At 62.9% G+C, this 14,362-nt stretch carries 9 protein-coding genes; 6 read left to right on the top strand and 3 right to left on the bottom strand.

Annotated features, from left to right (window positions below; all coding sequences use genetic code 11):
* Positions 1-1,107, bottom strand: a 1,107-nt coding sequence (locus APH36_RS12280; RefSeq protein ID WP_305729023.1) for a PEP/pyruvate-binding domain-containing protein, incomplete at its 3' end; no start/stop codon positions are given.
* A gap of 179 nt (positions 1,108-1,286) precedes the next feature.
* Between APH36_RS12280 and APH36_RS12275 the strand changes: the two genes are divergently transcribed.
* Entirely contained in the window at positions 1,287-2,105 is an 819-nt protein-coding gene (locus tag APH36_RS12275; protein WP_012271263.1) for a pyruvate, water dikinase regulatory protein, read from the top strand.
* A gap of 66 nt (positions 2,106-2,171) precedes the next feature.
* On the opposite strand, the gene APH36_RS12270 is transcribed toward APH36_RS12275, so the two are convergent.
* Positions 2,172-7,037, bottom strand: coding sequence for an NAD-glutamate dehydrogenase (locus APH36_RS12270; protein ID WP_060498832.1), 4,866 nt, complete (start codon positions 7,035-7,037; stop codon positions 2,172-2,174).
* Between the two features lie 273 nt (positions 7,038-7,310).
* Here APH36_RS12270 and APH36_RS12265 point away from each other — a divergent pair, with 273 nt between their 5' ends.
* Positions 7,311-7,664, top strand: coding sequence for a hypothetical protein (locus tag APH36_RS12265; protein WP_009684028.1), 354 nt, complete (start codon positions 7,311-7,313; stop codon positions 7,662-7,664).
* A 113-nt stretch (positions 7,665-7,777) separates the two neighbouring features.
* Here APH36_RS12265 and APH36_RS12260 read toward each other — a convergent pair whose 3' ends face one another.
* Complete coding sequence (locus APH36_RS12260; protein WP_060498834.1) at positions 7,778-8,683, bottom strand: LysR family transcriptional regulator; 906 nt, start codon at positions 8,681-8,683, stop codon at positions 7,778-7,780.
* A 124-nt stretch (positions 8,684-8,807) separates the two neighbouring features.
* On the opposite strand from APH36_RS12260, the gene lysA reads away from it, so the two are divergent.
* From lysA to APH36_RS12240, 4 genes are all read left to right on the top strand, one after another.
* Entirely contained in the window at positions 8,808-10,040 is a 1,233-nt protein-coding gene (gene lysA / locus APH36_RS12255) for a diaminopimelate decarboxylase (protein WP_060498831.1), read from the top strand.
* A gap of 110 nt (positions 10,041-10,150) precedes the next feature.
* Positions 10,151-10,651: a sigma-70 family RNA polymerase sigma factor gene (locus tag APH36_RS12250; RefSeq protein ID WP_060498830.1), complete on the top strand. Its 501-nt coding sequence runs from the start codon at positions 10,151-10,153 to the stop codon at positions 10,649-10,651.
* Positions 10,652-10,656: 5 nt separating this feature from the next.
* The gene (locus APH36_RS12245; RefSeq protein ID WP_060498829.1) at positions 10,657-11,592 is read left to right on the top strand and encodes a FecR domain-containing protein; all 936 of its coding nucleotides are present in this window, start codon (positions 10,657-10,659) and stop codon (positions 11,590-11,592) included.
* A gap of 111 nt (positions 11,593-11,703) precedes the next feature.
* Positions 11,704-14,187, top strand: a complete 2,484-nt coding sequence (locus tag APH36_RS12240; protein WP_060498828.1) for a TonB-dependent receptor — start codon at positions 11,704-11,706, stop codon at positions 14,185-14,187.
* The last annotated feature ends 175 nt before the right edge of the window (positions 14,188-14,362 follow it).

Here is a 14,362-nt window from a genome sequence, read left to right as displayed (position 1 = left end):
GCCGGCGCCGATGCGCTGGCCGATGGCACGGCCTTCGACCAGTACGGTGCCTTTTTCTTTCAGCAGGTAGCGTTCCATGACGTTGGCGCTGGAACGGCTTTTCACGGTCTCAGGGCGGGCCTGGACAATGTACAGCTTGCCGTCGTCACCGTCCTTGGCCCACTCGATGTCCATCGGGCGCTGGTAGTGCTGCTCGATGATCATGGCCTGTTTGGCCAGCTCGCTGACCTCGGCATCACTCAGGCAGAAGCGTGCGCGCTCGGCGCGGTCCACTTCCACGGTCTTGACCGAACGGCCAGCCTTGGCTTCTTCGCCGTAGACCATCTTGATGGCCTTGCTGCCCAGGTTGCGGCGCAGGATGGCCGGGCGGCCGGCCTGCAGGGTGTTCTTGTGCACGTAGAATTCGTCAGGGTTGACCGCACCCTGCACCACGGTTTCGCCCAGGCCGTAGGCGCCCGTGATGAACACCACGTCGCGGAAGCCCGACTCGGTGTCGAGGGTGAACATGACGCCGGCGGTGCCGGTTTCGGAGCGGACCATGCGCTGCACGCCAGCCGACAGGGCCACCAGCTTGTGGTCGAAGCCCTGGTGCACGCGGTAGGCGATGGCGCGGTCGTTGAACAGCGAGGCGAACACTTCCTTGGCCGCGCGGATCACGTTGTCAACGCCGCGGATGTTGAGGAAGGTTTCCTGCTGGCCTGCGAACGAGGCGTCTGGCAGGTCTTCGGCAGTGGCTGAGGAGCGCACGGCAACCGCCATGTTGTCGTTGCCGGCAGCCATCGCGGCGAATGCGGTTCGGATTTCCGAATCCAGACGCGGCGGGAACTCGGCTTCCATGACCCACTGGCGAATCTGCGCGCCGGTCTTGGTCAGGGCATTGATGTCATCCACGTCCAGCGCGTCGAGCGCGGCATGGATCCGGTCGTTGAGACCACTCTGTTCGAGAAAATCGCGGTACGCCTGCGCCGTAGTGGCAAAGCCGCCCGGCACCGATACACCAGCACCGGCAAGGTTGCTGATCATCTCGCCCAGGGATGCGTTCTTGCCCCCCACATGCTCCACATCATGGACGCCGAGCTTATCGAGGGAAACTACGTACTCTACCAAGGTGATCTCTCCACTAACTGTGTTGGAAAAGCTCAAAAAGGCGCCCGCCTGTCTTCTGTGACTTGGCCGGGCGTTTGTGGCCTGTACCTGGAAAATAAGTGAGAATGCCGACAGCCGCATTCGGCAAACCGAACTTATCATATCCAAGAAACGTCATCAGCTTAAGGCCCAGATCGCAAATGAAACGAACCGCGTTCTTCATCTCCGACGGCACCGGTATCACTGCCGAAACCCTGGGCCAGAGTTTGCTCGCGCAATTCGAGAGCATTCCGTTCAACAAATTTACCCGCCCGTACATCGATTCGCCGGACAAAGCGCGGACCATGGTCCAGCAAATCAACGCTGCCGCCGAGCGTGACGGGGTGCGCCCGATCATCTTCGACACCATCGTCAATCAGGACATCCGTGAGATCCTGGCGACGTCGAATGGCTTCATGATCGACATCTTTTCCTCTTTTTTATCCCCGCTCGAGCAGGAATTGACCGCCCATTCGTCGTATTCCGTGGGTAAATCGCACTCGATTGGCGGTAATTCCAACTACATGGAACGCATCGAGGCTGTGAACTTCGCCCTGGACAACGACGACGGCGCGCGTACCCACTACTACGACAAGGCCGACCTGATTCTGGTTGGCGTGTCGCGTTGCGGCAAGACCCCGACCTGCCTGTACATGGCCATGCAGTTCGGCATCCGCGCCGCCAACTACCCGCTGACCGAGGACGACATGGAGCGCCTGCAGCTGCCGGCAGTGCTGAAAAAGCACCACAACAAGCTGTTCGGCCTGACCATCGACCCCGATCGCCTCACCGCCATCCGCCACGAGCGCAAGCCCAACAGCCGCTATTCCAGCTTTGCCCAGTGCGAGTTCGAAGTGCGTGAGGTGGAGAGCCTGTTCCGCAGGGAGAACATTCCCAACATCAATTCCACGCATTTTTCGGTGGAAGAGATTTCGGCGAAGATTCTGGTGGAGAAAGGCGTGGAGCGCAGGTTCAAGTAAGCCAGAACAGGTAATACAAAAAAGCCCCGGCATCACTGCCGGGGCTTTTTCATTTCAGCCTGATGATCAGGACGGCACCACCGCCGCCTGCCCGCTCATGGCCAGGTCGACCAGCTCGCGGTTGGCCACCGCGTACATCGCATAGTCGGTGCCCGTGGCATTGCGCAGGTCGTCCAGCATGGCGCGCCAGCGCTCCACCATCACCCGGTGCTGCTCGGCCCACAGCGCCACGCGGGCGTCCATGTCTTCCGGTGCATCGGCCATCTGCAATACCGAGATGGTGATTGCCCGTTGCTGCAGGTCAATGTCATCGCGGAACGCTTCGCGGGCCAAGGCCTGCCAGTTGTTTTCCACCGGCAGGTTGCTGATTTCCTGCAGGTACCAGGTCAGGTCCAGCGCGCTGCCCACGGCGAAGAACGCCTTGGCCACCTGCGCCGGTTCATGGCCGGTAACGTCGGCGGCTTCGATGATCGGCAACAGGGTGTACAAGTGGCTGGTACCGGCCACCATGCGCGCCAGCAACTCCGGGACACCGGCGTCGACAAAGCCCTGGTAACGCACCATCCAGCGTTCGCGGGTCGGGCCTTCCAGCAGCTCGTCCAGCTTGAGCCCCAACTGCGCAATCTTCGGCCCGAAGTGCGCGGTGTCGCGCCCGGCGTCCTGCTCGTTACGGCGGCTACGCAGGAACCAGCGGGTGGCACGGCGGCCCAGGCGCATCAGCTCGTCCATCAGGGTGAGCTGGATTTCCGCCGGCACCTGGTAGTCCAGAGCCTCGATCTGGCGGAACCAGTGCGGCAGGTGGAAGATGTCGCGCACGATCACATAGGCCCCGGCCACGTTGGCCGGGCTCATGCCGGTCGACTCCTTCAGGCGCTGGACGAAGGTGATGCCCATGTTGTTGACCAGGTCGTTGGCGATCTGGGTGCTGACGATTTCGCGCTTCAGGCGGTGGCGGCGCATGGCCTCGGCGAACTTGCTGACCAGCGACGGCGGGAAGGCGGTTTCCATGTCGCGGGTCAGGTAGTCGTCGTCCGGCACCAGCGACTTGAGCAGTTGCTCCTTGAGGTCGATCTTGCTGTACGAGATCAGCACCGACAGCTCGGCGCGGGTCAGGCCCTGGCCGGCAGCCAGGCGTTCAGCCAACTGCTCTTCGGACGGCAGGAACTCGATGGCGCGGTCCAGCTTGCCACGACCTTCCAGGTCGGCCATCAGGCGCTTGTACTCGGCAATCCGCTCGCGGGCGCGGCGGGCGGCCAGCGACAGCGCCTGGGTCTGCTTGTAGTTGTTGCCCAGCACCAGGTTGCCGACTTCGTCGGTCATGCTGCCCAGCAGCTGGTTACGCTGCTTCTCGGTCATGTCGCCACCCTGCACCACTTCGTTGAGCAGGATCTTGATGTTGACCTCGTGGTCGGAGCAGTCCACGCCGCCGGCGTTGTCGATGAAGTCGGTGTTGGTGGCGCCGCCGTTCAGGCCGAACTCCACTCGGCCGAGCTGGGTCATGCCCAGGTTGCCGCCCTCGCCCACCACCTTGCAGCGCAGTTCGTTGCCGTTTACCCGCAGCGCGTCGTTGGCCTTGTCGCCGACATCGGCGTGGCTTTCGCTGCTGGCCTTTACGTAGGTGCCGATACCGCCGTTCCACAGCAGGTCGACCGGTGCCTTGAGCAACGCGTTCAGCAGCTCGGTCGGGGTCAGGCGGTCGGCCTCGATGGCAAAGCGCTCTTTCATCTGCGGGCTGATGGCGATGCTTTTGGCACTGCGCGGGAAGATACCGCCGCCTTCAGACATGATGCTGGTGTCGTAATCGCTCCAGGCCGAACGCGGCAGGTCGAACAGGCGCTTGCGCTCGGCAAAGCTGGACGCAGGCTCGGGGTTGGGGTCGATGAAGATGTGCAGGTGGTTGAACGCCGCCACCAGTTGCAGCTTGTCGGACATCAGCAGGCCGTTGCCGAACACGTCGCCGGCCATGTCGCCCACGCCGATGACGGTGATCGGGTCTTCCTGCACGTTGATGCCGCGCTCGCGGAAGTGGCGCTGCACGCCCACCCAGGCTCCACGCGCGGTAATGCCCATCTTCTTGTGGTCGTAACCGGCCGAACCGCCCGAGGCAAAGGCATCGCCCAGCCAGAAGCCGTAGTCGATGGCAATGCCGTTGGCGATGTCGGAGAAGGTGGCGGTGCCTTTGTCGGCCGCCACCACCAGGTACGGGTCATCATCGTCGTGACGCACCACGTTGGCCGGCGGCACCACGCCACCGTCCTTGAGGTTGTCGGTGATGTCGAGCAGGCCGGAAATGAAGATGCGGTAGCACGCCACGCCTTCGGCGGCAATCTCGTCCCGGCTACCGCCCAGTGGCAGGCGGCGCGGCAGGAAACCGCCCTTGGCGCCGACCGGCACGATGACCGAGTTCTTCACCTGCTGGGCCTTGACCAGGCCCAGCACTTCGGTGCGGAAGTCTTCTTCACGGTCAGACCAGCGCAGGCCGCCACGGGCGACGTTACCAAAGCGCAGGTGCACGCCCTCGACCCGAGGCGAATAAACGAAGATTTCAAACTTGGGCACCGGCTTGGGCAGCTCGGGGATCAGCTTGGGGTTGAACTTGAAGCTAAAGTACGACTTGTTCTGGCCGTTGGCATCCGGCTGATAGAAGTTGGTGCGCAGGGTGGCCTTGATCAGGTCCAGGTAGCGCCGCAGGATGCGGTCTTCGTTGAGTACCTGCACGTCGTCGAGCGCGGTCAGGATGGCCTGCTCCAGGCGCTGCTGCTTGTCGTCGAGGTCATCCTGGGTGAGCTTGCGCGCCAGGTAGAAACGGGTCTTGAACAACCGGGTCAGCTCGCGGGCGATGTCGGTGTGGTTGTTCAGGGTGCTGGCGATGTAACCCAAGTCGAAGCCCAGGCGGATCTGCTTCAGGTAACGGGCGTAAGCGCGCAGCAGCGCCACGTCACGCCAAGGCAGGCCAGCGGTGAGTACCAGACGGTTGAAGGCATCGTTCTCGGCATCACCGCCCACGATGTGGATGAAGGCGTCCTGCAAGGTGTCGTTGAGCTGCTGGATATCCAAGCTCAGGCCTTCGCTGTAGGTGAAGGCGAAGTCGTGAATCCAGTACTCGCGGCCATTGGCGTGACGCAGGCGGTACGGGAACTCGCCCAGCACACGCAGGCCAAGGTTTTCCAGGATCGGCAACACGTCGGACAGCGCCAACGGGGTGTCGGCGTGGTACAGCTTGCAGTGCAGGATGCGCTCACCCACCTGGGTCAGCGGCTGGTAGAAACTCATGGCCAGCGGCTTGCTTTCCGACAGGCTCAGCACATGCTGCAGGTCGACAACGGCCGAGTGCGCGGCAAAGCGTTCACGGTAGCCGGCCGGGAAGCCCTTGGGGAAATCAGCGAGGATGTTGGTGCCTTGGGCTTCGCCGAAGTTCTCCACGACCAGCGTCGAATAATCGTCATGCCACGAGCGGCAGGCCTGGATCACTTCGCGTTCCAGCTGCTGCGGGTCGATGTCGATGCGGTTTTTTGGGTCTACCCGCAGAATCAGTTGCACACGGGCCAGCACTGATTCGGAGAAGAAGGTCCAGAACTCGCAGTCGCTGGCCTTCAGGCGCTCCATCAGTACTTGCTGGATTTTCTGTCGCACTTCGGTGGAGTAGATCTCCCGCGGCACGTACGCCAGGCAGTAGCAGAAGCGGCCGTACGGGTCCTTGCGCAGGAACACGCGGATCTTGTTGCGCTCCTGGATCTGCACGATCGCCATGACGGTGGTGAACAGCTCGTCGATCGGCGTCTGGAACAGGTCGTCGCGCGGCAGCACCTCCAGCACCTGGGCCAGTTCCTTGCCCAGGTGTGCCTTGGGGTCGAAGCCCGAGCGGCGCTCGACTTCGGCTACCTTGACGCGGATGTAAGGAATGGCATGCACGCTTTCGCCATACACCGACGAGGTGTACAGGCCCATGAAGCGGTGTTCCTTGATGACCTTGCCGTCGGCGTCCAGCTGGCGGATCGACACGTAGTCCGGGTAGGCCGGGCGGTGCACGCGGCTAGGCAGCGCGGCCTTGGCGAACGACAGCAGCAGCGGTTCGTTGAGGTAGGCCACGGCGTAGTCTTCGATGCGCAGCTCTTCGGCCGTCAGGCCCACGCGCAGGCGGCGCGGCAGGCCGAGGAACGACTGCTCGTCGTAAACCATCTGGCCGCCATCGGCATCGCCCTTGACGGTGAACTCTTCATAGCCCAGGAAGGTGAAGTGGTTGTCCAGCAGCCACTCGAGGAAGGCCTTGACCTCGCCCTTTTCGTGTTGCGCCGGGCCGAAGGCGGTCTGTTCCACCTCGGCCACCACGTCACGCAGCTTGGCCTTCATCGGCTCGAAATCGGCGACTGCCACCCGCACCTCGGCCAGCACCTGCTCGATCTCGCGGGCCAGCACGGTCAGCTCTGCGGCATTGGCGCAGCGGTCGATCTCCAGGTACATCAGCGACTCGTGGCGCACGCCCTCGCCCTGGGTACCCTTGGGCAGCAGTTCCAGCAGCTCGCCCTTGGCGCCACGGCGCACGCTGAGCACGGTGGTTTGCAGGGTGTGGATGCTGTAGCCACGACGGTTGAGCTCGGTGCGCACCGAGTCGACCAAAAACGGCAGGTCGTGGTGCAGCACCTCGACCACGGTGTGGGTCGATTGCCAGCCGTTGCGCTCGTAATCAGGGTTGTATACCCGCACTTGCGGGTATTCGGGGTCGAAACGTTCGATGATGCGCCAGGCTGACAGGGTGCAGCCGGCCAGGTCGGAAAGCCTGCGTTGGGTGAGTTCGTCCAGAGAGATGATGCCGAAGAACTGCTCGGCGAACAGCGCCACTTGTGGCAGGGACTGTTCGCTGATGTGCTGCGCCAGGGCCGCTTGCAGTTGATGCTGGAAGTCGGCTTTACTGGCTGCGGTGAAGAACGCCATCTGTGGTACTCCGCTTGGGCTTTGTAATAGTTGAAGCGTCGCTGCGTGCGCCGTGTACGGATCAACGATAGCCAACCCGTGGCAAGGCGGACGGTAAAACCAGGCGTTGAACGTGCGCGGGCACGCCCAGGGCTCGCCGAAGCTTAACGACTGATCGGTCATCAAGGCTTGCAGCGCTGCGACAATTTCGGTCAAGGGGCGGTAACTTTACGTTTATGCCTGTACGCAAGACTGTCAGAATTCCCTTCCATTCACTTTGATCCGAGCCCGCTCATGCAAATCAACACCGCCCTGCTCTTCGCCACCCCTTGCGATGACGAGGAAGACAACATGGCGACCCTGTGCTGCCACAGCGACAAGGGCCAGATGTTTCTGCTTACCCGCTACCCGGACGAAGACACCGTCGACCTGACCCTGGATGACGAACCATCGACGCTGGACGGGCTGAAAGTGACCCTCAGCGCCAAGCGCCTGCTGATTGAAGTGGCCGCCGGCGACCGCGATGCGCTGAAGGGGGATGAGGTGCTGGAAATCAACCTGACCAGCGACCTGAGCGACCTGGATGAAGTGAAAGAAACCCTGGAGAACATCCTGGCCGGGACCGGGACCTTCGTCTGCGAGCTGTGATTAACTGAACACCAGCGCGGTCTCTGTGGGAGCGGGCGTGCCCGCGAACACCGGCACAGCCGGTGCCATCCATCGCGTCGCCTGCTTCGCGGGCATGCCCGCTCCCACAAGGATCACGCCAACGCTTGCTGCATCTCTTTGGCCTGCACCCGCAGCGCCTCGCAAAACGGCTCCACCGCCGCCGAAGCCGGCCTGTGGTCTGGCCGTATCAGCATCACCTGGTACGGCACCGACACCCGCAACCTGCGGATCGGCAACCCGCCCTGCGCCGCCTCCAGCCCGCTCAACGGGTTGATGATCGCCACCCCCAACCCTTGCCTGACCATGGCACACACCGAGGCGGCACTGGTGGTCTCGATCACCGTGCGGCGGTTTACCCCCGCCGCGCGAAAGTACTGGTCCAGGCGCTGCCGGTAAGTGTCCAGTCTGGCCAGGTTGATGAAGTCCACCTCATGAAAGTCGGCAAGTTCCAGCTCGGCTTTTGCCTGTAGCGGGTGATGCGCGGGCAGCACGCACACCATGTTGGCGCTGAACAGCAGCTCGCCATAGGCACCGCGCGGTATCTGCTCGACCTCGGTCAGGCCAAGGTCATGCTGTTGGGCGATCAGAGACTCTTCCAGCAATGGCGATTCCTGCGCCAGGATACTCACGCTCACGCCCCGATGCTGCTGGTGGAAGCGCTGGCAAGCCTTGGGCAGCAACGTCTGGGAGAACAGCGGCAGGCACGTGATGGCCAGCCTCCCCTGCTCGAAATTGCGAATGGCCTGGGCAAAACGGTCGATCCGCTCCAGCCCGACGTAGGCGCGCTCGACCTCTTCGATCAACAGCAACGCCTGGGCAGTCGCCACCAGGCGCCCACCCTCGCGCTCGAACAGGCTCAGCCCGGTCACCTGCTCCAGCCGCGCCAGCTCGCGGCTGACAGTGGGCTGCGAGGTAAACAGCAGGCGCGCAGCACCGGTCACACTGCCAGCGGCCATGATGGCACGGAACACTTCGATATGGCGGACGGAGAGTTTCACAGCAGTACCCGGCAAAGTCAGCAATGGGTATATCAGATATGAATGACTGGCAGAAAAATAGCTATTTTTCTGAATTCCTTGTTTGGCTCATCCTCGCGGTCATCCTTCTATGAGTAGCGCCACCATGACCGCACCTTTCTCCCTCCTGGCCGAAGCTGTCCGCCAGCACGGCTCGCCGCTGTGGGCGTACGACGCCAGCACCATCGCCGAACGTGTCGAGCAGTTGAAGGTGTTCGACACCGTACGCTTCGCCCAGAAAGCCAACCCTAACCTTCACGTGCTGCGCCTGATGCGCGCCCATGGTCTGGTGCTGGACGCCGTATCGCTGGGTGAGATGGAGCGGGCCTTCGCAGCGGGTGCCCGCGTGGACGGCGACCCTGCCGGCGTGGTGCTGACCTGCGACGCGCTGGACCGGCCGACCCTGGAGCGCGTGGTGGCCTCGAAGATCGAAGTGAACGCGGGTTCCATCGACATGCTGCGCCAACTGGGTGAACGCTCGCCCGGCCACCGCGTGTGGATCCGCATCAACCCGGGCTTTGGCCATGGCCACAGCCGCAAGACCAACACCGGCGGCGAGAACAGCAAGCACGGTATCTGGCACGAAGAGCTGGAGGAGGCACTGGCCTGCATCAAGGCCCATGGCTTGCACCTGGTGGGCGTGCACATGCACATTGGTTCCGGTGTGGACTACCAGCACCTGGAGCAGGTGGCTCGCTCGATGATCGAGCTGATTGGCCGCCTGGGCGTGGACATCGAGGCGTTTTCCATCGGCGGCGGGCTCTCCACCCCGTACCGCAGCACTGACAAACCGGTCGACCTGCAGCGCTACGCCCAGACCTGGGCGGTGGCGCGCAAGGAAATCGAAGCGATGCTCGGCCACCCGGTGCGCATGGAGATCGAGCCTGGGCGCTTCCTGGTGGCGGAATCCGGCTATCTGGTGGCCGAAGTGCGCGCCGTGAAGCAGGTGGGGCGCAATACCTTCGTGATGATCGACGCCGGCTTCAACGACCTGATGCGCCCGGCGATGTACGGTGCATACCACGGCATGACCCTGCTCGATGCCAACGGCCAGCCAGTGGACCGACCACGCCAGCCGACCGTGGTGGCCGGGCCGCTGTGCGAGTCGGGGGATGTGTTCACCCAGGACGACCAGGAGCTGACCCCACAGGACCTGCCCCAGGCGCAGGTGGGCGATTTGCTGGTGATTCACGATGCCGGGGCCTATGGGGCGTCGATGTCGTCGAACTACAACAGCCGGCCGCTGCTGCCGGAGTTCCTGATCGAGGAAGGGGCGCTGCGCATGATTCGCCGGCGGCAGACCGTGCAGGACCTGCTGGGCCTGGAGGCGGGGTTCTAATCTCAGTGCTTGGGGCTGCATCGCAGCCCCAATGGACAAACCTCCTTGCAATCACCTTGGCTCATCGCGACAATGCGATCAATTCCTATTCATATTGCGAATTTGACGCCATGTCGACGCTCGATCACCAGGCCCTCCACCAGCTCTACAGCGAAAACAACAGCTGGCTGAAAGGCTGGCTGCGCGCCCGCCTGGGAAACGCAGCCGATGCCTCCGACCTGGCGCACGATACGTTCCTGCGGGTGATGACGGCCCGCAGCCAGCTCCCCATTCGCGAACCGCGCAGCTACCTCAGCGCCATCGCCCGCTCCCTCCTGATCGACAAAGTGCGCCGCCGCGCTATCGAAAAAGCCTACCTGCAAGCCCTGGCCCTGCGACCGGAGCCGGTGGAGGTATCACCAGAGGTTCGCCTGTCGATCATCGAAATGCTGATGGCCGTGGACAGCCTGCTCGACGAACTCGGCCCCAAGACCCGTGCCATCTTTCTCGCCGTGCAACTGGAAGGCCTGACCTATGGGGCTGCGGCCGAGCGCTTTGGTGTGTCGGTCACCACGGTGAAGAATCACCTGATCAAGGCCATGACCCGCTGCCTGCTGGCAGTCGAAGGCTGAACGGCATGGACGTCAAAACCCTGGAAGCCGCTGCCACCTGGTACGTGCAGCTCAACGATGGCGACAGCAATGAAGCCCGCACCCACGCCTGGCGCCAGTGGCTAAAGGCCAGCCCTCAGCATGCCGCTGCCTGGGCGCGCGTTGAAAAACTTCAGCAACAATGGGCCACGGTGCCGCCACACGCGGCGCTGTCCAGCCTGGGCGCGGCGCAGACGCAGCGGCGCGATGTGCTGAAAGTGCTGAGCCTGCTGCTGGCCATGGGCGGCGGTGGCTGGCTGGCAACAGAGCAGGTGCCCTATCGCGCCTTGATGGCGCAACAACGTACCGGTACCGGCGAGCGGCGCGCTGTAGAGCTGGCGGATGGCTCGCAGCTGGAACTGAACGTGGGTACCGCGCTGGATGTGCGCTTTGACAGGAAAGTGCGGGCAATCCAGCTGTACCAGGGGGAGATCCTCGTGCGCCCGGCCAGCGACATTCAGCAGCGCCCGTTCATCGTGCACACCGACGACGGCAGCGTGCTGGCCCGCAGTACCGAGTTCAGCGTTCGCAAACTGGCACAGCAGACACGCGTGGGCGTGTTGCAGGCCAGCGTCGATGTACGCCCGCAGCGCCATCCTGACCGGGTGCTGCACGTGCAGGCCGGGCAGCAAACGTGCTTTGACCAGCAAGACTTCACCCTTGCCCATGCCCTGCCCGCCGACTCCACGGCCTGGCTACAGGGCATGCTGAGCGTGAACGACTGGCGCCTGGGCGACTTCATCGAAGAGCTGGGCCGCTATCGGCCGGGCGTGCTGCGCTGCGCCTCATCAATCCGGGCCATGAGCATTTCCGGCGCATTCCGTGTCGACAATACCGATATTGCGCTGGCCAACCTGCCGAAAACCCTGCCTGTAAGGGTGCGCTACCTCAGCCGCTACTGGGTGAATGTGGAGCCTGCCTGAACGGCTGGTGAAAAAACTTTCGCTCAAATCTTGCTGATTTTTATTCTCGTCCGTCCCTGACAAAAGCCGCGACGACAGCGACTTTCTGCCATGACACGGAAGGATCACCCAATGCCTCACCTGCACCCCACCCCTACCACGCTGAGCCAGGCCGTGCGCCTGGTGCTGTTCGGCATGTCCCTGGCCAGCGCGCCAGGCCTGCTGCTGATGCCTGCCCAGGCAATGGCCCAGAGTCAGACCGCCTACCATGTTGCCGCAGGCCCTCTGGGCAACGCCATCACCCAGTTTGGCGTGCAGGCGGGCGTCACCATTTCGTTCGACACCGAACAAACGCGCAACCTGAACAGCGCAGGCCTGGAAGGCAGCTACAGCATCGAGGAAGCGCTGGTGCGGCTGCTGAACAACAGTGGCTTGCAGGCACAACGCCAGGGTAATGGCGGCTATGTGCTGGTGCCTTCAGACAACGGTTCGGTGATGGAACTGGGGCCACTGAACATCGATGCCAACCGGCTGGATGCGACCAGCGAAGGCACTGAGTCTTACACCGCCCGCGCCGTGACCATCGGCAAGGGCGTGCACACGCTGAAGGAAACCCCGCAGTCGGTCACCGTGATGACCCGCAAGATGCTCGACGACCAGAACCTCAACACGCTGGAACAGGTGCTGGACAAGACCCCGGGCATCACCGTGTACGACTCGCCCATGGGCGGCAAATATTTCTACTCCCGCGGTTTCAACCTGGACGGCCAGTACCAGTACGACGGCGTGCCGCTGGACGTGGGTGGCAACTACGTGCAGGCCAACAGCTTTTCCAGCGACATGGCGTTCTACGACCGTGTCGAAATCCTGAAGGGCGCAGCCGGCATGATGAAGGGCTCCGGCTCCTCCGCCGGCGGCGTCAACTTCGTGCGCAAGCGTGGCCAGGAAAAGGCCGCCACCACCGTCACCCTGTCTGCCGGCAGCTGGGACAACTACCGCGGCCAGGTGGATGTGGGCGGCCCGCTCAACGAGTCCGGCACGGTGCGTGGTCGGGCCGTGGCAGCGCTGCAGGACCGTCAGTACTTCTATGACATTGCCAAGCGCCAGGACCAGATTCTGTACGGCGCCATCGACTGGGATGTCAGCCCCGACACTACCCTGGGCTTCGGCCTGGCCTACGAGGATGTGGATGCCACCCCGTGCTACCACGGCCTGCCACGCTATGCCGATGGCAGCGACCTGAAGCTGTCTCGCTCCACCTGCCTGGGCGCTAGCTGGAACGACCTGCAAAGCCAGCGCATTACCGGCTTTGCCGACCTCAAGCACCGTTTCAACGATGACTGGACGCTGAACTTCGCCTCGGTCTACACCCACAACAACCAGAACATCGAATACGGCTATTCCGAAGGTTCGGTACCGGTCGGCGCCACCAGCGCCAGCATCGGCCGCTATGCCGGCCGTTTCGACTACGACCAGGACGACTATGGCTTCGATAGCTACGTCGATGGCAAGTTCGAAGCCTTCGGCCTGCAGCACGAGCTGATCATCGGTGCCAACGCCAGCCGGCAGAAAACCCATGACTACTTCGCGCTGATGGGGTTGAGCGGTAGCCAGAACCCGTTCGCCCCGTCGGCGGACTTCCCGCACCCGTCCAAGGACGACTATCTGGTCCTCCCCCTGCGAGGCGGTAGCATTCCCACCGACTCCACCACGACCCAATATGGCACCTACGCCAACCTGCGCCTGAAGCTGGCAGAACCACTGACCCTGGTACTGGGCACCCGCGTCAGCTGGTACCGCAACAAGAGCGATGCTTACACCCAGCGCTATGAGTACTGGGTAAACAATCGCAGCCAGGAAAACGGCCAGGTCACGCCGTTCGCCGCCGTGCTGTATGACCTGAACGACCAGTGGACCGCCTACGCCAGCTACGCCGACATCTTCCAGCCGCAAAGCGACAAGGTGAATGCCGAGCGGCAGTCGCTTCAGCCCAAGACCGGTGCCAACTACGAGGTTGGCATCAAAGGCGAGCTGCTCAATGGCGCGCTGAACACCTCGTTCAACCTGTTCCGCACTGTCGAGAAGCACCGCGCAGAAAGCGACTACAACGAAGCCTGCCCTTCAGGCGACGGCTACTGCTACACCGACAGCGGAAAGGTGCGTGCCCAGGGTTTCGAAGCAGAGATCAGCGGCTCGCCACTCGAGCGCTTGCAATTGCTGGCGGGCTACACCTACACCCAGACCAAGTACCTGAATACCATCGAAGACACCGACCCGACCGAGCTGACCTTCACCTCCAGCTTCATCCCGCGGCACATGCTCAAGGTGTGGGGTGACTACCAACTGGGCGGTGCACTGGAGCGTTTCACCGTCGGCGCCGGCCTGAACAGCCAGAGCGAAAACTTCCGCACTACAGGCACTACCCGTGTCGAGCAGGCCGGCTACACCGTGTGGAACGGCCGCGTGCAGTACCGCGTCGACCCGAACTGGACTGTTGCGCTCAACGGCAACAACCTGTTCGACAAGAAGTACTACGCCACCATCGGTGCGCCGGCCTGGGGCAACTTCTATGGCGAACCGCGCAACTTCATGGTGACCTTGCAAGGGGCGTTCTGAAGTACTTCACAACGTGCGGTCGGGCCGCTCTGCGGCCCGACCGCAGGGCGGTGAAACACCAGCCAAAATCAACATCACCGCATTTTCAGAAAGGCGTGAAATGCAGGCGAAGTTGGACATCCCCTCCCGCTTCATCATCCACGAAACCGTGCACTGGGTGCTGAACCACCGCATG

This window comes from Pseudomonas sp. NBRC 111133 (genome assembly GCF_001320605.1).
Lineage (GTDB): Bacteria > Pseudomonadota > Gammaproteobacteria > Pseudomonadales > Pseudomonadaceae > Aquipseudomonas > Aquipseudomonas monteilii.
This window is presented reverse-complemented; position numbering and strand designations above follow the sequence as displayed.

Bases quoted from the DNA above. Each gene is read 5' to 3' on its own strand.
- APH36_RS12265 (WP_009684028.1), top strand. From the start codon at position 7,311: ATGCAAATCAACACCGCCCTGCTCTTCGCCACCCCTTGCGATGACGAG.
- APH36_RS12240 (WP_060498828.1), top strand. From the start codon at position 11,704: ATGCCTCACCTGCACCCCACCCCTACCACGCTGAGCCAGGCCGTGCGC.
- lysA (WP_060498831.1), top strand. From the start codon at position 8,808: ATGACCGCACCTTTCTCCCTCCTGGCCGAAGCTGTCCGCCAGCACGGC.
- APH36_RS12270 (WP_060498832.1), bottom strand. From the start codon at position 7,037: ATGGCGTTCTTCACCGCAGCCAGTAAAGCCGACTTCCAGCATCAACTG.
- APH36_RS12245 (WP_060498829.1), top strand. From the start codon at position 10,657: ATGGACGTCAAAACCCTGGAAGCCGCTGCCACCTGGTACGTGCAGCTC.
- APH36_RS12275 (WP_012271263.1), top strand. From the start codon at position 1,287: ATGAAACGAACCGCGTTCTTCATCTCCGACGGCACCGGTATCACTGCC.
- APH36_RS12250 (WP_060498830.1), top strand. From the start codon at position 10,151: ATGTCGACGCTCGATCACCAGGCCCTCCACCAGCTCTACAGCGAAAAC.